This is a genomic window from Streptomyces sp. SID486 (assembly GCF_009865385.1).
GTDB lineage: Bacteria > Actinomycetota > Actinomycetes > Streptomycetales > Streptomycetaceae > Streptomyces.
Map to the genome: position 1 here is coordinate 20,891 of NZ_WWJT01000093.1, position 20,110 is coordinate 41,000.

17 protein-coding genes are annotated in these 20,110 nt (G+C 69.4%); 12 read left to right on the forward strand and 5 right to left on the reverse strand.

From position 1 onward, the window contains the following. Positions 1-132: 132 nt before the first annotated feature. A complete protein-coding gene (locus tag GT045_RS04515) occupies positions 133-474 on the forward strand; it encodes an antibiotic biosynthesis monooxygenase (RefSeq protein ID WP_161287732.1) in 342 nt (113 codons plus the stop codon). Between the two features lie 72 nt (positions 475-546). On the opposite strand, the gene GT045_RS04520 is transcribed toward GT045_RS04515, so the two are convergent. Then, the gene (locus tag GT045_RS04520; RefSeq protein ID WP_161333348.1) at positions 547-2,814 is read right to left on the reverse strand and encodes a (Fe-S)-binding protein; all 2,268 of its coding nucleotides are present in this window, start codon (positions 2,812-2,814) and stop codon (positions 547-549) included. Positions 2,815-3,037: 223 nt separating this feature from the next. Here GT045_RS04520 and GT045_RS04525 point away from each other — a divergent pair, with 223 nt between their 5' ends. From GT045_RS04525 to GT045_RS04555, 7 genes are all read left to right on the forward strand, one after another. Then, on the forward strand, positions 3,038-4,063 hold the full coding sequence (locus GT045_RS04525) for an MraY family glycosyltransferase (RefSeq protein WP_161287734.1): 1,026 nt from the start codon (positions 3,038-3,040) through the stop codon (positions 4,061-4,063). 94 nt (positions 4,064-4,157) lie between these two features. After that, positions 4,158-6,005, forward strand: coding sequence for a molecular chaperone DnaK (gene dnaK, locus GT045_RS04530; protein ID WP_161333349.1), 1,848 nt, complete (start codon positions 4,158-4,160; stop codon positions 6,003-6,005). Continuing rightward, positions 6,002-6,646 carry a nucleotide exchange factor GrpE gene (grpE, locus tag GT045_RS04535; RefSeq protein ID WP_161287736.1) on the forward strand — a complete coding sequence of 215 codons (645 nt, stop codon included), beginning with the start codon at positions 6,002-6,004 and terminating at the stop codon, positions 6,644-6,646. Before dnaK ends, grpE begins: the two co-directional genes overlap by 4 nt. Positions 6,647-6,679: 33 nt before the next feature. Beyond that, positions 6,680-7,849: a molecular chaperone DnaJ gene (dnaJ, locus tag GT045_RS04540; protein WP_161287737.1), complete on the forward strand. Its 1,170-nt coding sequence runs from the start codon at positions 6,680-6,682 to the stop codon at positions 7,847-7,849. Between the two features lie 4 nt (positions 7,850-7,853). Beyond that, positions 7,854-8,303 (forward strand): helix-turn-helix domain-containing protein, encoded by a 450-nt coding sequence (locus GT045_RS04545; RefSeq protein WP_161287738.1) that lies wholly within the window; start codon positions 7,854-7,856, stop codon positions 8,301-8,303. A gap of 449 nt (positions 8,304-8,752) precedes the next feature. Further along, positions 8,753-9,859 (forward strand): substrate-binding domain-containing protein, encoded by a 1,107-nt coding sequence (locus tag GT045_RS04550; RefSeq protein ID WP_161287739.1) that lies wholly within the window; start codon positions 8,753-8,755, stop codon positions 9,857-9,859. 293 nt (positions 9,860-10,152) lie between these two features. Next, a complete protein-coding gene (locus GT045_RS04555) occupies positions 10,153-11,181 on the forward strand; it encodes a LuxR C-terminal-related transcriptional regulator (protein WP_161287740.1) in 1,029 nt (342 codons plus the stop codon). On the opposite strand, the gene GT045_RS04560 is transcribed toward GT045_RS04555, so the two are convergent. Continuing rightward, complete coding sequence (locus tag GT045_RS04560) at positions 11,144-11,770, reverse strand: helix-turn-helix transcriptional regulator (RefSeq protein WP_161333350.1); 627 nt, start codon at positions 11,768-11,770, stop codon at positions 11,144-11,146. The genes GT045_RS04555 and GT045_RS04560 overlap by 38 nt on opposite strands. A gap of 4 nt (positions 11,771-11,774) precedes the next feature. Further along, positions 11,775-12,719 (reverse strand): helix-turn-helix transcriptional regulator, encoded by a 945-nt coding sequence (locus GT045_RS04565; protein WP_237538346.1) that lies wholly within the window; start codon positions 12,717-12,719, stop codon positions 11,775-11,777. A 366-nt stretch (positions 12,720-13,085) separates the two neighbouring features. Here GT045_RS04565 and GT045_RS04570 point away from each other — a divergent pair, with 366 nt between their 5' ends. Further along, positions 13,086-13,421: a hypothetical protein gene (locus GT045_RS04570; RefSeq protein WP_161287742.1), complete on the forward strand. Its 336-nt coding sequence runs from the start codon at positions 13,086-13,088 to the stop codon at positions 13,419-13,421. A 139-nt stretch (positions 13,422-13,560) separates the two neighbouring features. Here GT045_RS04570 and GT045_RS04575 read toward each other — a convergent pair whose 3' ends face one another. Then, on the reverse strand, positions 13,561-13,974 hold the full coding sequence (locus GT045_RS04575; protein ID WP_161287743.1) for a TIGR03618 family F420-dependent PPOX class oxidoreductase: 414 nt from the start codon (positions 13,972-13,974) through the stop codon (positions 13,561-13,563). 126 nt (positions 13,975-14,100) lie between these two features. Here GT045_RS04575 and clpB point away from each other — a divergent pair, with 126 nt between their 5' ends. Both clpB and GT045_RS04585 read left to right on the forward strand, forming a co-directional pair. Beyond that, complete coding sequence (gene clpB, locus GT045_RS04580) at positions 14,101-16,698, forward strand: ATP-dependent chaperone ClpB (protein ID WP_161333352.1); 2,598 nt, start codon at positions 14,101-14,103, stop codon at positions 16,696-16,698. A 111-nt stretch (positions 16,699-16,809) separates the two neighbouring features. Beyond that, entirely contained in the window at positions 16,810-17,340 is a 531-nt protein-coding gene (locus tag GT045_RS04585; protein WP_161287745.1) for a YbjN domain-containing protein, read from the forward strand. A 168-nt stretch (positions 17,341-17,508) separates the two neighbouring features. Here the strand turns inward: GT045_RS04585 and GT045_RS04590 are convergent, their stop codons facing one another. Beyond that, complete coding sequence (locus GT045_RS04590) at positions 17,509-18,693, reverse strand: pyridoxal phosphate-dependent aminotransferase (protein WP_161287746.1); 1,185 nt, start codon at positions 18,691-18,693, stop codon at positions 17,509-17,511. Between the two features lie 642 nt (positions 18,694-19,335). Between GT045_RS04590 and GT045_RS04595 the strand changes: the two genes are divergently transcribed. Beyond that, a partial coding sequence (locus GT045_RS04595) for a CAP domain-containing protein (protein WP_161333353.1) occupies positions 19,336-20,110 on the forward strand: 775 nt, incomplete at its 3' end.

Here is a 20,110-nt window from a genome sequence, read left to right on the forward strand (position 1 = left end):
CGACGTGTCCATGACCCGTCCACGGCCGCGCGTTCACGACAGCGTGGCCACGGCCGTGCGCGCGACCTCTTTCACGGCCGCTTCACGACCGCGTTCCGCGGCCGGCCGGGGGGCATGGTCCAGGATGGGGCCATGAGCGTAGTGAAGATCAACGTGCTGACCGTGCCCGCCGAGCAGCGTCAGACGCTGGAGAAGCGGTTCGCCTCGCGGGCCCACGCCGTGGAGAACAGCGACGGGTTCGAGTGGTTCGAGCTGCTGCGGCCCGTCGAAGGCACCGACCAGTACCTCGTGTACACGCGCTGGCGTGACGAGGAGTCCTTCCAGGCGTGGATGGAAGGCCCGATGAAGTCCGCCCACCAGGGCGGTGGCGAGGGCGGTGGCGAGGGCGGCGGTGAGCGTCCGAAGCCCGCGGCCTCCGGTTCCACCCTGTGGTCCTTCGACGTGGTGCAGCAGGCGGGGCCGAAGGGCGCCTGACCCGGCCGGGGATACGACGGCGCCCCCTGCCTGTGCGGGTCAGGGGGCGCCGTCGGGTCTCTCAGCGGAGGGTCACTGCACCGGCTCCGGCTCCGGCTCGCTCTCCGTCTCGGGCTCGCCCGCCGGGTCCACCGGCGTCCGCACCGAGTCCAGGAGGAGCTGGGCGACGTCCACGACCTGGATCGACTCCTTCGCCTTGCCGTCGTTCTTCTTGCCGTTCACCGAGTCGGTGAGCATGACCAGGCAGAACGGGCAGGCGGTGGAGACGATGTCGGGGTTGAGGGAGAGGGCCTCGTCGACGCGCTCGTTGTTGATGCGCTTGCCGATCCGCTCCTCCATCCACATCCGCGCGCCGCCGGCGCCGCAGCAGAAGCCGCGCTCCTTGTGGCGGTGCATCTCCTCGTTCCGCAGACCGGGGACCTTGCCGATGATCTCGCGCGGGGGCGTGTAGATCTTGTTGTGGCGGCCCAGGTAGCACGGGTCGTGGTAGGTGATGATGCCCTCGACCGGGGTCACGGGGATCAGCTTGCCCTCGTCCACCAGGTGCTGGAGCAGCTGGGTGTGGTGGATGACCTCGTAGTCGCCGCCGAGCTGCGGGTACTCGTTGCCGAGGGTGTTCAGGCAGTGCGGGCAGGTGGCGACGATCTTCTTCGCCGACTTCGGCTTCCGGGTGGACTCGTCCTCGTCGTCCTCGCCGAACGCCATGTTCAGCGCGGCGACGTTCTCCATGCCCAGTTCCTGGAACAGGGGCTCGTTGCCCAGGCGGCGGGCGGAGTCACCGGTGCACTTCTCGTCGCCGCCCATGATCGCGAACTTGACGCCCGCGATGTGCAGGAGTTCCGCGAACGCCTTGGTGGTCTTCTTGGCGCGGTCCTCCAGGGCGCCGGCGCAGCCGACCCAGTACAGGTACTCGACCTCGGTGAGGTCCTCGATGTCCTTGCCGACGACCGGGACCTCGAAGTCGACCTCCTTCAGCCACTCCAGGCGCTGCTTCTTGGCCAGGCCCCAGGGGTTGCCCTTCTTCTCCAGGTTCTTGAGCATCGTGCCCGCCTCGGAGGGGAAGGCACTCTCGATCATGACCTGGTAGCGGCGCATGTCCACGATGTGGTCGACGTGCTCGATGTCCACCGGGCACTGCTCGACACAGGCGCCGCAGGTGGTGCAGGACCACAGCACGTCCGGGTCGATGACGCCGTTCTCCTCGGCGGTGCCGATCAGCGGGCGCTCGGCCTCCGCGAGGGCGGCGGCGGGGACGTCCTTCAGCTGCTCCTCGGACGCCTTCTCCTCGCCCTCCATGGTCTTGCCGCCGCCGGCCAGCAGGTACGGGGCCTTGGCGTGCGCGTGGTCGCGCAGCGACATGATCAGGAGCTTCGGGGAGAGCGGCTTGCCGGTGTTCCAGGCCGGGCACTGCGACTGGCAGCGGCCGCACTCGGTGCAGGTGGAGAAGTCCAGCAGGCCCTTCCAGGAGAACTGCTCGACCTGGGAGACGCCGAAGACGTCGTCCTCGCCGGGGTCGGCGAAGTCGATCGGCTTGCCGCCGGACGTCATCGGCAGCAGTGCGCCCAGCGCGGTCTCGCCCTTGGCGTTCCGCTTGAACCAGATGTTCGGGAAGGCGAGGAACCGGTGCCAGGCCACGCCCATGTCGGTCTTCAGGGCGACCGTGATCATCCAGATGAAGGAGGTCGCGATCTTCAGGCCGGCGAAGAAGTAGGTGAGGTTCTGGAGCGTGGAGACGTCCATGCCCCGGAACCAGGCGACGACCGGGTACGAGATGAAGAAGGAGGCCTCGTAGCCGTCCACGTGGTGCTGGGCGCCTTCGAGGGCGTGCAGCGTGAAGATGCAGACGCCGACGATGAGGATGACGGTCTCGACGAAGTACGCCTGGCCGAAGCTGGAGCCGGCGAAGCGGGACTTGCGGCCCGGCTTGTTCGGCTTGCTCAGCTGGCGGATCACGATCAGGACGAGGATGCCGAGGACCGTCATCGTGCCGATGAACTCGACGAAGACGTTGTACGGCGCCCACTCGCCGATGACCGGCAGCAGCCAGTCCGCCTGGAACAGCTGTCCGATCGCGTTCACGATCGTCAGCAGCAGGGAGAAGAAGCCGACCGCCACGAACCAGTGCGCCACGCCGACGATGCCCCAGCGGTTCATCCGGGTGTGGCCGAGGAACTCCCTGGCCACGGTGATGGTGCGCTGTGCGGGATCGTCCGTCCGCGTGCCGGCGGGCACGGGCTGGCCCAGCCGCATGTAGTTGAAGATCTGCAGGACGGCGCGGCCGAACAGTGCCACGCCGACCACGATCAGGACCAGCGACACGATGATCGCGGCGAGTTGCATTGGGGCTCCTGGGGCGGCCTCGGTCGAAACGAGCTGACTGAGCTGGGCGACATTACTAAGCGGTAACTTATGTAGTCCGTTCGAGACTACCCCCATCTTCCTTCGGGACGCAGCAGAGCGCGGGGTGATCTGGGTCGCTGAGGGTTACCTCCGTTGTCGTACCGCAGGCAATCCGATCGTGTTATTCATCCCGAATTGCTACATTCGCCCCTACCTTAGAGCCGTGCTCTACGGGATCGCAGCCGCCACCGCCGCCCTACTTCTCACCGCCGTGCTCGCGGCGGCGCTCCGGCTGCCCGCACTGAGGCTCGGAATCCTGGACCGGCGCAGACAGCGCCCGCTGCCGCTGCTCGGCGGGTTCGCCGTCGTGGCCGTCACCTGTCTGGTCGCCGGGACGGGGGAGTGGAGCCGGGTCGCCCCGCTCGGGGACGGGGTCGGGGAGCTGCTGGCGGCCGCCGCGGCGGTGGCCGGGCTGGGCCTGGTGGCCGACGTCTGGCGGCTGCGCGCGCGCGTGCTCGTCGCCGGCACCTTCGTGGCGGCGGTCTGGGTGGTGCCGTACGACGAGACGGGGCTGCCGGGCGGGGTGCTGGCCGTCGGCTGGATCGTCCTCGCCTCGCTCGCCTTCAAGGGGCTGGACCACGCCGACGGGCTCGCCGGGACGGTCGGGGTGGTGACCGCCTTCGGCGTGGGCGCCTGTGCCGCCGCGGAGGTGATGGACGGGCTGGCCGTCCTGCTGAGCGTGGTCGCGGCCGCCCTCACCGGCTTCCTGATGCACAACTGGCACCCCGCGCGGGTCGGTCTCGGCGCGTGCGGCTCGCTGTTCACGGGGTTCCTGCTGTCCTCCGCCGTCGTCTTCACGCGCGCGGGCTACGAGCTGGGACCGAGCGTGGCGGTGGTGTTCTGCCTCAGCGCCGTCGCCGTCGCCGACGCCCTGCTCGTGGTCCTCGCCCGGGGGCTGGCCCGGCGTCCGCTGCTGCGGCGCGGCCCGGACCACCTCGCACACCGGCTGCGGCGGTTCGGGCTGACTCCGCAGGGGTCGGTCGTGCTGCTGGGGGCGGCTTCCTTTTCCTCCGTGCTGGTCGGGGTACTGGTGCACGTGGGGTGGACGGGGGACGGGGCCGCGCTGTGGGTGGCGGGGGGTGTGGTCGTCGCCGTGGTGGCGCTCGTACTCCTTCGGGGCTCTGCTCAGCAGCCCCGTCCTACCGAATCGACGCAGGTCAGCGGGTCATTGCGTGTAAGGAACGGATAAGAGTTGAGTCCGGCTGGCTCAGGTCTGTTGACCCGTTCGCTCTCCTCGTGCACACTTGAGTCTGTTCCACTCAAGTCAGCTGGAGGAATCAACCATGGCACGTGCGGTCGGCATCGACCTGGGCACGACTAACTCCGTCGTCAGCGTTCTGGAGGGCGGCGAGCCCACCGTCATCACCAACGCCGAGGGCGCCAGGACCACGCCGTCCGTCGTCGCCTTCGCCAAGAACGGTGAGGTGCTCGTCGGCGAGGTCGCGAAGCGTCAGGCGGTCACGAACGTCGACAGGACCATCCGGTCGGTCAAGCGCCACATGGGCACCGACTGGAAGATCAACCTGGACGGCAAGGACTTCAACCCCCAGCAGATCTCCGCGTTCATCCTGCAGAAGCTGAAGCGGGACGCCGAGGCATACCTGGGCGAGAAGGTGACCGACGCGGTCATCACCGTCCCCGCCTACTTCAACGACTCCGAGCGTCAGGCGACCAAGGAGGCCGGCGAGATCGCGGGCCTGAACGTCCTGCGCATCGTCAACGAGCCGACCGCCGCCGCGCTGGCGTACGGCCTCGACAAGGACGACCAGACGATCCTCGTCTTCGACCTCGGTGGCGGCACCTTCGACGTGTCCCTCCTGGAGATCGGTGACGGCGTCGTCGAGGTGAAGGCCACCAACGGCGACAACCACCTCGGTGGTGACGACTGGGACCAGCGTGTCGTCGACTACCTGGTCAAGCAGTTCCAGTCGGGCCACGGCGTGGACCTGTCCAAGGACAAGATGGCCCTCCAGCGCCTGCGTGAGGCCGCGGAGAAGGCCAAGATCGAGCTGTCCTCCTCCACGGAGACCTCGATCAACCTGCCGTACATCACCGCGTCCGCCGAGGGCCCGCTGCACCTGGACGAGAAGCTCACCCGGGCCCAGTTCCAGCAGCTGACGGCCGACCTGCTGGAGCGCTGCAAGACGCCGTTCCACAACGTCATCAAGGACGCCGGTATCGCCCTCAGCGAGATCGACCACGTCGTCCTCGTCGGTGGCTCCACCCGTATGCCCGCCGTCGCCGAGCTGGTCAAGGAGCTGACCGGCGGCAACGAGGCCAACAAGGGCGTCAACCCGGACGAGGTCGTCGCCATCGGCGCCGCGCTCCAGGCCGGTGTCCTCAAGGGCGAGGTCAAGGACGTCCTGCTGCTCGACGTCACCCCGCTGTCCCTCGGTATCGAGACCAAGGGCGGCATCATGACCAAGCTGATCGAGCGCAACACCACGATCCCGACCAAGCGGTCCGAGATCTTCACGACGGCCGAGGACAACCAGCCGTCGGTGCAGATCCAGGTCTACCAGGGCGAGCGTGAGATCGCGGCGTACAACAAGAAGCTCGGCATGTTCGAGCTGACCGGTCTGCCGCCGGCCCCGCGTGGTGTCCCGCAGATCGAGGTCGCCTTCGACATCGACGCCAACGGCATCATGCACGTGACCGCCAAGGACCTGGGCACGGGCAAGGAGCAGAAGATGACCGTCACCGGCGGCTCCTCGCTGCCGAAGGACGAGGTCGACCGCATGCGCCAGGAGGCCGAGAAGTACGCGGAGGAGGACCACGCCCGCCGCGAGGCCGCCGAGACCCGCAACCAGGGCGAGCAGCTCGTCTACCAGACCGAGAAGTTCCTCAAGGACAACGAGGACAAGGTCCCCGGCGAGATCAAGACCGAGGTCGAGGCCGCGGTCGGCGAGCTGAAGGAAGCCCTCAAGGGCGAGGACACCGCCGGTATCCGCACCGCCACCGAGAAGGTGGCCGCCGTCTCGCAGAAGCTGGGCCAGGCCATGTACGCCGACGCCCAGGGCGCGCAGGCCGCGGGCGGCGCCGGTGAGGCCGGTGCCGGCGAGGCCAAGGCCGACGACGACGTCGTCGACGCCGAGATCGTGGACGACGAGCGCAAGGACGGTGCCGCGTGACGGAGGAGACCCCGGGCTTCGAGGAGAAGCCCGACGTCCCCTCCGGCGCCACCTCCGACGACGCCGAGCCGAAGGCCGCCTCCTCCGAGGAGGCGGCCCCGGCCGGGGACGCGAACGAAAGTGCCGGGCTGGTCGCCCAGCTGGACCAGGTGCGTACGGCGCTCGGCGAGCGCACGGCGGACCTCCAGCGCCTCCAGGCCGAGTACCAGAACTACCGCCGCCGCGTCGAGCGCGACCGGGTCGCGGTCAAGGAGATCGCCGTCGCGAACCTCCTGACCGAACTCCTGCCGGTGCTCGACGACATCGGACGCGCACGGGAACACGGCGAACTGGTCGGCGGCTTCAAGTCGGTGGCCGAGTCGCTGGAGACCGTCGCGGCCAAGATGGGCCTGCAGCAGTTCGGCAAGGAGGGCGAGCCCTTCGACCCGACCATCCACGAGGCCCTGATGCACAGCTACGCACCGGACGTCACCGAGACGACCTGCGTGGCGATCCTGCAGCCCGGGTACCGGATCGGCGAGCGCACCATCCGCCCCGCGCGGGTGGCCGTCGCCGAACCGCAGCCCGGCGCGCAGACGGTCAAGGCCGACGAGGAGTCCGAGGCCGGCGACGAGAAGGACAACGGCCCTGAGGAGGGCTGACGTCGACACCGAACGGAAGGAGGGGCGTCGGGGATGAGCACCAAGGACTTCATCGAGAAGGACTACTACAAGGTCCTCGGCGTCCCCAAGGACGCCACCGAGGCCGAGATCAAGAAGGCGTACCGGAAGCTCGCCCGCGAGTTCCACCCGGACGCCAACAAGGGCAACGTCAAGGCCGAGGAGCGCTTCAAGGAGATCTCCGAGGCGAACGACATCCTCGGCGACCCCAAGAAGCGCAAGGAGTACGACGAGGCGCGCGCGCTGTTCGGCAACGGAGGCTTCCGTCCCGGACCGGGCGCGGGCGGCGGCTCCTTCAACTTCGACCTGGGAGACCTCTTCGGAGGCGGCAACGCCCAGGGCGGAGGCTTCGGCGGCGGCATCGGTGACGTCTTCGGGGGCCTGTTCAACCGCGGCGGCGCCGCGGGCCCGCGTACCCAGCCCCGGCGCGGCCAGGACATCGAGTCCGAGGTCACGCTGAGCTTCACGGAGGCCATCGAGGGCGCCACGGTGCCCCTGCGGATGTCCTCCCAGTCCCCCTGCAAGGCGTGTTCGGGTACCGGCGACAAGAACGGCACACCGCGTGTGTGCCCGACCTGCGTCGGTACGGGGCAGGTCGCGCGGGGCTCCGGCGGCGGCTTCTCGCTCACCGACCCCTGCCCCGACTGCAAGGGCCGCGGGCTGATCGCCGAGCACCCCTGCGCGGAGTGCAAGGGCAGCGGCCGCGCCAAGTCGTCCCGGACCATGCAGGTCCGTGTCCCGGCGGGCGTGACCGACGGCCAGCGCATCCGGCTGCGCGGCAAGGGCGCGCCCGGCGAGCGGGGCGGCCCGGCGGGCGACCTGTACGTGGTCGTCCATGTCGGGGAGCACCCGGTGTTCGGACGCAAGGACGACAACCTCACCGTCACCGTGCCGGTGACCTACGCCGAGGCGGCCCTCGGCGGCGAGGTGCGGGTGCCGACCCTGGGCGGACCGCCCGTCACCCTGAAACTGCCGCCCGGCACCCCCAACGGCCGCACCATGCGGGCGCGGGGCAAGGGCGCGGTCCGCAAGGACGGCACCCGCGGCGACCTGCTGGTCACCGTCGAGGTGAGTGTCCCGACGGACCTGTCGGGGAAGGCTCGTGACGCGCTGGAGGCGTATCGCGAGGCGACCGCGGGCGAGGACCCGCGGGCGGAGCTGTTCGAGGCCGCGAAGGGAGCCTGAGAGTATGGACGGCCGTCGGCGTAATCCGTATGAATTGACCGAGGAGACCCCGGTCTACGTCATCTCGGTGGCGGCCCAGCTCTCCGGACTCCACCCGCAGACGCTGCGCCAGTACGACCGCCTGGGCCTGGTCTCCCCGGACCGCACCGCGGGCCGGGGCCGGCGCTACTCGGCCCGTGACATCGAACTGCTCCGTCAGGTGCAGCAGCTGTCGCAGGACGAGGGCATCAACCTGGCCGGCATCAAACGGATCATCGAACTGGAGAACCAGGTCGCCGCGCTGCAGTCCCGCCTCGCGGAGATGCAGGCGGCCCTGGACGGCGCGGCGGCGACGATGCAGCAGCGCGAGGCCGCGGTGCACGCCTCCTACCGGCGCGACCTCGTGCCGTACCAGGAGGTACAGCAGACCAGTGCGCTGGTGGTGTGGCGGCCGAAGCGGCAGCAGCAGGACTGAGACGCGCACGGCGTCACACGCGGAGAGGGGCCCGGAATCCGGGCCCCTCTCACGCGTTCCGGGAGCGGGCCGCCCGGTGGCCGCCGGGCGGCGGGTTTCGTCCGGGCCGCCCGGTCGTTCTCCGCGGTCGCGTCGCGCGCGTGGCCGGGTTCATTCGTTCGTCTGATCGAGTCGGAGCACGGCCGCCGGTCGCCGGTGACGGCGACTCGTGCCGAACCGGGCCGGTTGTACGGATCTTTGCCGGACCGTGGACATCCTTTGGATGGACGGGTCGTAAAGAGCCCTTGAAGACGGTTTCGCGTGACCTTCACAGGTGGAGCTGAGCGTGGTGTTGCGCACTCGTTAAGTGATTCTTCTTGACGCCGGGTGCGGCACCCGCGTTGTCTTTTCAGACACCTGGGTCGTATAGCAGCGCCCTGGTCCGGAACGCACCTGAAGTGAGCCCTCGAATGCGTCGTATCGCCATATCCGTGGCCCTGTCCACGATGACCCTCTCGCTCGCCGGCTGCGGCGTGCTGAACGCCACGGGGGACAGCGCGAGCGCGAGCCCGACCAAGGGCGACGACGTCACCGTGGGTCTGCTGCTGCCCGAGAAGGCGAACTCCCGCTACGACAAGTTCGACTACCCCATCATCAAGAACAAGGTCGCCGAACTCACCAGGAAGCAGGGCAAGGTCGAGTACGCCAACGCCGACGCGAGCGCCGCCCGGCAGGCCGAGCAGCTGCAGGGCATGATCGACAGCAAGGTCGACGTCATCCTGCTCGACGCCGTCGACGCGCGCGCCATCGCCGACGGGGTGAAGAAGGCCAAGGACGCCGGCATCCCGGTCATCGCCTACGACCGTCTCGCCGAGGGGCCGATCGACGCCTACATCTCCTTCGACAACGAACTCGTCGGTGAGGTGCAGGGCCGCACCCTGCTGGACGCCCTCGGGTCGGGCGTCGACACCTCCGACAAGATCGTCATGATGAACGGCTCGCCCACCGACCCGAACGCCAAGCAGTTCAAGGAGGGCGCGCTCTCCGAGCTGAACGGCAAGGTGACGATCGCCGAGAGCTACGACACCACGGGCTGGAAGCCGGAGATCGCCGAGGAGCACATGGCCGAGGCGATCGCGAAGATCGGCAAGAACAACATCGCCGGCGTCTACTCGGCCAACGACGGCATGGCCGGCGGCATCATCAAGGCCCTGGAGGCGGCCGGCGTCACCCAGCTGCCCCCGATCACCGGCCAGGACGCCGAACTGGACGCGGTGCAGCGCGTCGTGGCCGGCGAGCAGTACATGAGCGTCTACAAGTCCTACCCGGACGAGGCCGAGGCCGCCGCGCAGATGGCCGTCACCAAGATCCAGGGCAAGGACATCCAGTTCGACGCCCTCACCCAGGACCGGGTGGACAGCCCCACCCTCAAGGACATCCCCGCCAAGCTGGTCCAGGTGAGCGCGCTCACCAAGAAGACCGTCAAGGACACGGTCGTCGCCGACGGCATCTACTCGGTCGACGACATCTGCACCGCCAAGTACAAGGCGGCCTGCGCGGCGATCGGTCTCAAGTAGGCACGGCACCGCACCCCGTGGGGTCCCCGCGCGGACCCGGCCGAGGTGGGGGAACCCCGGCCGGGACCGCTCCGGGTGCCGGTGGCACCCGGGGGAAGCGGCACCGACGATGCCGAAGCGACGCCGGCACCACCACCTTCATCTTGTGGCAATGCGCGGGGCGGACCCTTGTCAAACCCGGGCACAGTGCCGCTTTTCGGATGCCCCCGTCGGGAGAGCCGTGTTGCGGACCCGGTCGGCGCCGCGCATAGTTGCGCTGCGGAAGTGGCAGCACACCGGGGGTGGAATGGGCGATGGCCGGGCGCGGGGCGGAGGAGCATCCTCACGGTGCCGACCGGCTGTGCGAGGCCGGGGATCGGGTGTACTCCCGTGCCGTACGCCGGGGACGGGTGCCGCGCACGGACGCCGACCTCGTGCCCTGCCTGCTGGAACTGGCTCTGCTGCATCCGGATCCCGACGACATGGACTGGCTGGTGCCGACCTCCCCGCAGGAGGTCATGACCCGGCTGCTGCGCGGGGTCTACGACGAGGTGAGCGCCAGTCAGCGGCGGGTGGGGTCGGCGGTGGCCGCCTTCGAGTGGTACGCGGGCCTGGGCCGGCAGCTGAACGCGCTCGCGGCGCCGGCGGAGGGCAGCGCCATCCGCGTCCTGGACGGGCTCTCCCGCATCCAGGCCGCGATGGACGAGGCGACGGAGGCGTGCACCACCGAGGTCCTCACCGTGCAGCCCGGCGGCATCCGGCGGGAGGCCGAACTGACCGAGGGCCTGCACCGGGCCCTCGCCCTGCGTGGCCGGGGCGTCCGCATGCGGGACCTCTACACGCATGTCGCCCGGCACGGACAGGGACTGCTCAACTACCTGGAACTGATGGGTGACACGGTCGAGGCCCGCACCCTGGACGAGGTCATCGACCGGCTCATCCTCTTCGACCGCACGGTGGCCTTCATCCCGGCCAACACCGACCGCACGATGGCCCTCGAACTGCGCCATCCGGCACTGGTCGAATACCTGGTGACGGTCTTCGAACGGCTCTGGCGGCTCGCCATCCCGCTGACGGCCGCACTCCCCGACACGGGCATCGAGGGCATCTCACACCGCGAGCAGTCCATCGCGGCGCTGCTCGCGGAGGGCCACCAGGACGCGGTGATCGCCGAGCGGCTGGGCATCAGCGTGCGCACCTGCCGCGCCCACATCGCCCGCCTGTCGGAGACACTGGGTGCGGCCAGCCGCACCCAGCTGGGCGTCCGCATCGCCCAGGTCGGCCTGGACGGCCGGCGTACCGCGCTCACCGCTCCGGATCAAGAACCCCCGACCGGCCGATGAGATAACCGAGCTGCGCCCGGCTCTCGCTGCCGAGGGTGGCGGCGAGCTTGGCGATGTGCAGCCGCGCGGTACGGACGTTCATCCCGAGCCGGTCGGCGACGACGGCATCCGTGTGCCCCTCCACGAGAAGGGCGGCTATGGCGCGCTGGCGGGGGGTTATGCCGTTGAGCGACGGCGTCCGGACCGCTTGCGGGTACATGGGGGTGGCGAGGTGCCAGAGGCGGTCGAAGGTCGTCACGAAGTACCGGAGCAGCGCGGGGTGACGTACCTCCAGGGCGAGGGTGCCGTCCGTGTTCGCCGGAAGGAAGGCGACCTCACCGTCCACGACGATCAGCCGGTCGGTGACCTGGTCCAGGGTGCGGACCTCATGGTCGCCGTTCAGCTGCTCCTGGTAGGCGATGATGTCGGGGGCGTGGCGCAGGGTGTGCTGCGCCGGGTGCAGCAGTCCGGAGTCGATGAGGCAGGGCGCGTCGGTGGCGTCGGCGGCGGACACGTGGCCCTCCCGCAGCGCGCGCTCGTAGAGCTCGCGTCCGGCCGCGCACAGGTCCTCGACACGGTGTGGGTGATGTGGGGTACCAGAGCCGCTCATCGCGTCACAGGTCCCGGTCCAGGATGCCGGACTGGGCGATGAGATAGCCCAGCTGAGCGCGGCTGCCGCTGCCGAGTGCCTGGGCGAGCTTGGCGATGTGGGCCCGGCACGTACGGACGTTCATGCCGAGGCGGCGGGCGATGGCCTCGTCGACATGGCCCTCCACCAGGAGCTTGGCGATGGAGTGCTGGATCTCGGTGATGCCGTCGGGGGCGGTCTCGTAGGGGGCGCCGGCGCTCAGTGGGACCGCACGGCCCCACATGAACTCGAACACCTTGATGAGGTAGCGGACGAGGCCGGGGTGACGCAGTTCCAGAGCGACCTGCTGATCGTCCCGCGTGGGGATGAAGGCGACGCTCTCGTCGCAGATGATGAGGCGCTCCACCAACTCGTCGATGGTGCGGTACTCGGCCTTGCCGTTGGCGAGCTGACCCACATAGGCCAGCTTCTCGGGGTTGTACCGTGCGGTGTGCTGGTACAGCGTCCGGATGCGCACGCCACGCTCGATGAGTGGCCTGTCGCGCTCCAGTCCCCGCAGAAGACTGCGCTCCGAGTAGCGGTTGCTGGGCTGGACCGTGAGCACCTCGGCCTGGCACTGGGCAGTAGCCAGGTTCAGAGCGGCGTTGATACGCTCCCCGCCCTCCAGGACCGTGATCGAATCGGTGGTGGCCTCCGTTTGGCTGCTCAGTGCCATGAACGGCTCGAACACATCCGCCAGCCGAATGGACAGTCGCCTGCGTTCGGTGATCTCCCGTTCTATGGGGTTGAGCCGCTGGGCCAGTGCCACGGACGCGGGTACGGGGCGGAGCCATTCCGGGTCGTCGGGGTCGGGGTGCAGGAGGGCGAACTCCAACAGGCACGGGGCGGCTTCCGCCTCGGCGCGGGCGATGCGCCCGGCGCGCAGGGCGTCGGCGTAGAGGCGGCCACCTTGCTCGCACATCTCGGTCATCGCATGGGGATGTGCAGCTTTAGTCGGATTCGTTGCCAAATCTCCACCCCCCAGGGTCCTGAACATGCAGGAACATGATGCATTGATTATGTGGCCACGACATGCCCGAATGAGCCATCGTCGTACCCGACGGGGGAAGAGGGGACCTTCAAGTGAGGACGAAGCCGACTATGGGCAAGAGACTGCTTCGCTCGATACTTGTCGTCGCCTTCTCCGTCGTCGCGGCCGCAGGAGCGCTGGGTGGCCTCGCGAGTGAGAACGGCGACGCTCGAGCGGACACCAGCTGGCCGGCGGTGGCCGCGACCACCGTGACCGCCAGTGATACCAGTTGGCCGGTTCATATCAAGGACGGCGTGAGGAGCTGACGTGACGACCCCGCCCGACGACCGCTCCTTCCGTCGTGAAATGGCCACCGCCTACCGTTCCGGCTGGCACTTCATCGACCTCGTCACCGCCATCCCCCACAGCGGTGACTCCCTGATGGTGACCGTGTTCGGTGAGCCGGTCGTCGTCACGCGGGACGAGGACGGCGACGTGCGGGCGTACCGATGCCTGCGCAAGCCGCGTGGCGCGCCGCAGCCGGTGCGATGCGCCATCCGGTACGGAATGATCTTTGTGAACCTTGACCAGCGGGACCACCGGCTGTGCGAGCCGGCGGAGTCCGACCTGACGACCATCTCGGCCACCCCCCGCAGTGCCTGACGCGATTCCCCCGTCGTAACACATCGCTCAGGCGCTTCCCCCCGCAGCGGCGTCACCGTGACCTGAACACGGTGACGCCGCTGCAGTTTCGGGGGGACATCTCCCGGTACGGGCCCACTGTCACGGTGGCTGAAACTCTTCACCCGTGCCCCAGTGCCCGGTCGACCTCGATCTCGATCACCACGCGTGCCGGATTGATACGCGGTGTCCGTTCGTAGCGTTCGGCGTAGCGCCGTTCCGCGTCCGCCACCCGTTCCGGCTCCGTCCGCACCCGCGCGCGTCCCTCCAGCGTGGCCCAGCGCCGGCCGGCCACCTGGCACACCGCGACCCGGGCGCCCTCGGGTCCGGCCGCGCGCACGTTCCTGGCCTTGGTGCTGGTTCCGCTGGTGATCACCCGGGCCAGCCGGGTCTCGGCGTCGTACGTCACCCCCACCGGCACCACGTGCGGGCTGCCGTCCGGGCGCAGGGTCGTCAGGGTGCACACGTGCCGTTCGCGCCAGAAGGCGAGGTACGGCTCGTCGGGGGAAGTCGGGTCCACGGAGTGCCTCGTCATGGGCGCAACCTAGCCCCGGAGCGCCCCGGAAAGCACTCCCCCTGCCGCCTTGAGTGGAATAGACTCAACTTTGTGTACGCTGGTTAAGTCAGCAGTGGAGCGCGGTCGAGGAGGAGAACGGACAACGTGGACGCCGAGCTGACCAACAGGAGCCGGGACGCGATCAACGCGGCGAGCAATCGTGCCCTCACCGAAGGGCACCCGGACCTCACCCCCGCCCACCTGCTGCTGGCTCTGCTCCAGGGGCAGGAGAACGAGAACATCACCGATCTGCTCGCCGCCGTCGACGCCGACCAGGCGGCCGTGCGCGCGGGCGCGGAGCGGATCCTGGGCTCGCTGCCCAGCGTGGCCGGATCCACCGTGGCGCCGCCGCAGCCCAACCGTGAGCTGCTGGCCGTGATCGCGGACGCCGGGGAGCGCGCGAAGGACCTCGGGGACGAGTACCTGTCCACCGAGCACCTGCTGATCGGCCTCGCCGCGAAGGGCGGCGCGGCCGGTGACCTGCTCAAGGAGCAGGGCGCCGAGGCGAAGAAGCTGCTGGAGGCCTTCAGGAAGGCCAGGGGAGGACGCCGCGTGACCACCGCCGACCCCGAGGGTCAGTACAAGGCCCTGGAGAAGTTCGGCACCGACTTCACCGCCGCCGCCCGCGAGGGCCGGCTGGATCCGGTCATCGGACGGGACCAGGAGATCCGGCGGGTCGTGCAGGTGCTCAGCCGCAGGACGAAGAACAACCCCGTGCTCATCGGCGAGCCGGGCGTCGGCAAGACCGCCGTCGTGGAGGGGCTCGCCCAGCGGATCGTCAAGGGGGACGTGCCCGAGTCGTTGAAGGACAAGCGGCTGGTCGCGCTCGACCTCGGCGCGATGGTCGCCGGCGCCAAGTACCGCGGCGAGTTCGAGGAGCGGCTGAAGGCCGTCCTCGCCGAGATCAAGGACTCCGACGGGCAGATCATCACCTTCATCGACGAGCTGCACACCGTGGTGGGCGCGGGCGCCGGCGGCGACTCCGCGATGGACGCGGGCAACATGCTCAAGCCCATGCTCGCCCGCGGTGAGCTGCGCATGGTCGGCGCCACCACGCTGGACGAGTACCGGGAGCGGATCGAGAAGGACCCCGCCCTGGAGCGCCGCTTCCAGCAGGTGCTGGTCGCCGAGCCGAGCGTCGAGGACACCATCGCCATTCTGCGGGGTCTGAAGGGGCGCTACGAGGCGCACCACAAGGTGCAGATCGCCGACAGCGCGCTGGTGGCCGCCGCGACCCTGTCCGACCGCTACATCACCTCCCGCTTCCTGCCGGACAAGGCCATCGACCTGGTGGACGAGGCGGCTTCCCGGCTGCGCATGGAGATCGACTCCTCCCCGGTGGAGATCGACGAGCTCCAGCGGGCGGTGGACCGGCTGCGGATGGAGGAGCTGGCCATCGGCAAGGAGACCGATCCGGCCTCCCTCGCCCGCCTGGAGAAGCTGCGCCGCGACCTCGCGGACAAGGAGGAGGAGCTGCGTGGCCTCACCGCCCGCTGGGAGAAGGAGAAGCAGTCCCTCAACCGGGTCGGTGAGCTGAAGGAGAAGCTGGACGACCTGCGTGGCCAGGCCGAGCGGGCGCAGCGGGACGGCGACTTCGACACCGCCGCCAAGCTCCTCTACGGCGAGATCCCGCAGCTGGAGAAGGAGCTGGAGGCCGCCTCCGAGGCCGAGGAGGAGGCCGCCAAGGACACCATGGTCAAGGAGGAGGTCGGCTCCGACGACATCGCCGACGTCGTCGCCGCCTGGACCGGAATCCCGGCCGGCCGCCTGCTGGAGGGCGAGACGCAGAAGCTGCTGCGGATGGAGGACGAGATCGGCCGCCGGCTCATCGGGCAGGGCGAGGCCGTCCGGGCCGTCAGTGACGCCGTGCGGCGCTCGCGGGCCGGGATCGCCGACCCCGACCGGCCCACCGGCTCCTTCCTCTTCCTCGGCCCGACCGGTGTCGGCAAGACCGAACTGGCCAAGGCGCTCGCGGACTTCCTCTTCGACGACGAGCGGGCCATGGTCCGCATCGACATGTCGGAGTACGGCGAGAAGCACAGCGTGGCCCGGCTGGTCGGCGCACCCCCCGGCTACGTCGGCTACGAGGAGGGCGGCCAGCTGACGGAGGCGGTGCGGCGGCGCCCGTACAGCGTCGTCCTGCTGGACGAGGTGGAGAAGGCCCACCCCGAGGTCTTCGACATCCTGCTCCAGGTGCTGGACGACGGCCGCCTGACGGACGGCCAGGGCCGCACGGTCGACTTCCGCAACACCATCCTGGTGCTCACCTCCAACCTGGGCAGCCAGTTCCTGGTCGACCCGACCACCAGCGAGGCCGAGAAGAGGGAGCAGGTGCTGGAGGTCGTCCGCGCCTCTTTCAAGCCGGAGTTCCTCAACCGGCTCGACGACTTCGTGGTGTTCTCCGCGCTGACCAAGCCCGAGCTGGAGCGGATCGCGCAGCTCCAGATCGACCGCCTGGCCAAGCGGCTCGCCGAGCGGCGCCTCACCCTGGAGATCACCCAGGAGGCGCTGGCCTGGCTCGCCGAGGAGGGCCTCGACCCGGCCTACGGCGCCCGGCCGCTGCGCCGCCTCGTCCAGAGCGCCATCGGCGACCGGCTCGCCAAGGAGATCCTGTCCGGCGAGATCAAGGACGGCGACACGGTCCGCGTCGACCGTTTCGGCGAGGGACTGCTGGTCGGACCGGCGACGGGCAAGACACTGTGACGCCAAGGCGGTGGATCCTGTCAGCCGACGGCTGACAGGCCCCGTCGGGGCTTGCCACGCCCCTCCCCGCATGGGGGAGGATGGCGGCATCCGCATGAAGGGAAAAACACGGTGAGCATCGACCCGTCCTCGATTCCGAATTTCGGGGGCCAGCCCGAACCGCAGCCTCAAGGACCGGCGGGCCCCGTCCTTCCGGATCAGGACCTGGTGAAGCAGCTTCTCGACCAGATGGAGCTGAAGTACGTCGTCGACGAGGAGGGTGACCTCGCCGCGCCGTGGGAGCAGTTCCGCACCTACTTCATGTTCCGCGGTGAGGAGGAGCAGGCGATCTTCTCGGTGCGGACGTTCTACGACCGCCCCCACAAGATCGACGAGAAGCCGCAGCTGCTGGAGGCCCTCGACGACTGGAACCGCCGCACCCTGTGGCCCAAGGTGTACACCCACACCCACGACGACGGCACCGTCCGCCTCATCGGCGAGGCGCAGATGCTGATCGGCACGGGCGTCGACATCAACCACTTCGTCTCCTCCACGGTCAGCTGGGTGCGGGCCGCGATCGAGTTCGACAAGTGGCTGGTCGAGCAGCTCGGCCTGGAGGAGGAGGTCGACGGCTCCGACGAGCCCGAGGGCGGCGAGGAGTAGCGTTTTCGGCCGGTCCGGGGGCGGCGAGCCCCCGGACCGCTCCCGCGTGTGCCGTGGTCGCGGGTGAGCCCCGGGACCGCGCTCCTGCGTGTGCCGTGGTCGCGGGTGAGCCCCGGGACCACGCTCCCGCGTGTGCCGTTGCCGCGGATGAGCCTCCGCGAGCCCCTCTCACATGGCCCGCAGCCGTTCCGCCGCCTCGCGGAGCACCTCTTCCCGCTTGCAGAAGGCGAACCGCACGAACGGCGCCCCCGCCTCCCGGTCGTCGTAGAAGACCGCGTTGGGGATGGCCACCACCCCCGCCCGCTCGGGCAGGGCCCGGCAGAAGGCGAAGCCGTCCTTCTCACCCAGGGGGCGGATGTCGGTGGTGATGAAGTAGGTGCCGGCCGGCCGGAACACCTCGAAGCCCGCCGCCGTCAGCCCGTCCGCCAGGATGTCCCGGCGCTCCCGCATGCTCCGGCGGAACTCCTCGAAGTAGGAGTCGGGCAGGGCGAGCGCCTCGGCCACCGCGTACTGGAACGGGCCCGCGGAGACGTAGGTCAGGAACTGCTTCACCGCGCGGACCGCGCCGACCAGCTCCCGCGGCCCCGTCACCCAGCCGACCTTCCAGCCCGTGAACGAGAACGTCTTGCCCGCCGACCCGATGCTCACCGTGCGCTCGCGCATCCCCGGGAACGCGGCCGGCGGCAGGTGCTCGGCGCCGTCGAAGACGAGGTGCTCGTAGACCTCGTCGGTCACCACCAGCAGGTCCCGCTCGACCGCCAGCTCGGCGATCGCGGCCAGCTCCTCGCGGGTGAGGACCGTACCGGTGGGATTGTGCGGAGTGTTGATCAGCAGCAGCCGGGTGCGGTCGGTGACCGCGGCACGCAGCTCGTCCAGGTCCAGGCGGAAGCTTCCCTCGTGGGGCCGGAGGGTCACCGGCACCCGCTTGCCGCCCGCCATCGCGATGCTCGCCGCGTACGAGTCGTAGTACGGCTCCAGTGCCACCACCTCGTCGCCCGGCTCGACCAGGGCCAGCAGCGAGGCCGCGATCGCCTCCGTCGCACCCGCCGTGACCAGCACCTCCGTGTCGGGGTCACAGGCCAGGCCGTAGCGGCGCTGCTGGTGCGCGGCGATCGCGGTGCGCAGCTCGGGGATGCCGGGGCCCGGCGGGTACTGGTTGCCGCGGCCGTCGCGCAGGGCCCGGACGGCGGCCTCCCGGATCTCCTCGGGGCCGTCGGTGTCGGGGAAGCCCTGGCCCAGGTTGATCGACCCGGTGGCCACGGCGAGCGCGGACATCTCGGCGAAGATCGTCGTCCCGAACTCGGCGAGCCGGCGGTTGAGGTGAGGGCGTGCGCTGGAGGTCATGCCGGTCATCCTGCGCTCAAGCTCTGGAGTTCCTCAACACCCCTTCGCGGTGAGCGCCTGCGGTGGGATCTGCCGAGCTGTTCCTGACCAGGGGCAGAGCCGTCGGCAACCGTCATCGTCTGGGGCAGGCGGCCGTCCTCGGACGGCCGCAGAAGCCCCGATGGTGCCGGTATCACGGCCCTCGATGCCAAAGCCGCATGTCAGGAGGGCGGCAAGTCGTTGGTCCGCACTCGGTACGGGATCACGTCGAGCACCTGCCGACGGTCTCGAACCCGGCCGCGACGCTTACTGCCGACCGGCAGAAACGGTCACAGCCGCTCCCTCTCGGCAGCGCCCACATCAACGACCCGATCACGCGGCAACGCATGACCGAGCATTGAGGTGCTTGTTAAGGCAACGCCGACCTGACCGCAACCGCAGGGCGAAAATTCACCCGAATGGCGCAATGGGTGATAGCTGGGACAGCCGGAATACGCCGAACGGGGGATGCTTGACCCGTAAACCCGGCGCGCCATTCATCGTGATCGGCGAACGGGCATCTCGATATCTCTCCGCCGGGTTCAGGTAAGTCGATCGGCGCGGGGCGGCCTGAACGAGCGAGGCTTCCCCGCCTTCTGGCCATCGATGACATCCATATCGGCGGAGTGTCCGATGAATGCGAAACCCCTTGCAACAGCAGCTGCGATGATATGCGGCCTGATCATGATGGGGCCGGCAACCGTCGCCGTCGCGCAGGTTCGCGCCGTTCCGGTGCCTGGCGCCGATGAGAGAGCCCCCGTGTGCCCCTCGGCCACCGCCCCACCCGGCACCGGCTCGCAGATAAGCACCGCCGATGCTGCTGACATCGTCCGAGCCCATAATGAAGCACGCCGCGAGGCTGTCCAGAAGTACAGCCCCGGCCTCTCTGTGGTTCCTGTGAAATGGGACCCCAAGCTCGCCTGTGATGCGCAGGCTTGGGCCGACGACCCCGCCTCCAGTCAGGGCGGTGCGCTGCACCACAGCGGCCGTGGCCAAAACGGCGACGAAGGGGAGAATCTCTTCAATGCCTTCCCCGGCCCGGCGCGTCCGATGATGGCGCTGGACCCCTCGGTGAACTTCAGTTGGATTGCTGAGAAGTCCAAGTTCGACGCCGACAACAACGCACCCGTCAACGACAAGGCGGCACCTGGAACCAACCACCATGCCTGGGGTCATTACTCGCAGATGGTGTGGATGTCCCCGACATCACCCACCACGTCGATCGGGTGTGGCGTGAAGCAAGGCGTGCCCGTCTCCACCGGTACAGGGTGGATCCTGGTGTGCCGCTACCTCGCGGCAGGAAACAACGACGGACAGCAGGCGATCCCCGGCGGCGGTGGCCCGGTTCCACCGCCCAAGCCTTCTTCCCTTTCCGGCGCTGCGGTGACGATGGCGCAGCAGTCGGACA

What these genes read in the sequence shown, in the direction of transcription:
- GT045_RS04515 (WP_161287732.1), top strand. Translation starts at nt 133, where the DNA reads ATGAGCGTAGTGAAGATCAACGTGCTGACCGTGCCCGCCGAGCAGCGT.
- GT045_RS04520 (WP_161333348.1), bottom strand. Translation starts at nt 2,814, where the DNA reads ATGCAACTCGCCGCGATCATCGTGTCGCTGGTCCTGATCGTGGTCGGC.
- dnaK (WP_161333349.1), top strand. Translation starts at nt 4,158, where the DNA reads ATGGCACGTGCGGTCGGCATCGACCTGGGCACGACTAACTCCGTCGTC.
- dnaJ (WP_161287737.1), top strand. Translation starts at nt 6,680, where the DNA reads ATGAGCACCAAGGACTTCATCGAGAAGGACTACTACAAGGTCCTCGGC.
- GT045_RS04545 (WP_161287738.1), top strand. Translation starts at nt 7,854, where the DNA reads ATGGACGGCCGTCGGCGTAATCCGTATGAATTGACCGAGGAGACCCCG.
- GT045_RS04550 (WP_161287739.1), top strand. Translation starts at nt 8,753, where the DNA reads ATGCGTCGTATCGCCATATCCGTGGCCCTGTCCACGATGACCCTCTCG.
- GT045_RS04555 (WP_161287740.1), top strand. Translation starts at nt 10,153, where the DNA reads ATGGCCGGGCGCGGGGCGGAGGAGCATCCTCACGGTGCCGACCGGCTG.
- GT045_RS04560 (WP_161333350.1), bottom strand. Translation starts at nt 11,770, where the DNA reads ATGAGCGGCTCTGGTACCCCACATCACCCACACCGTGTCGAGGACCTG.
- GT045_RS04565 (WP_237538346.1), bottom strand. Translation starts at nt 12,719, where the DNA reads ATGACCGAGATGTGCGAGCAAGGTGGCCGCCTCTACGCCGACGCCCTG.
- GT045_RS04575 (WP_161287743.1), bottom strand. Translation starts at nt 13,974, where the DNA reads ATGACGAGGCACTCCGTGGACCCGACTTCCCCCGACGAGCCGTACCTC.
- GT045_RS04590 (WP_161287746.1), bottom strand. Translation starts at nt 18,693, where the DNA reads ATGACCGGCATGACCTCCAGCGCACGCCCTCACCTCAACCGCCGGCTC.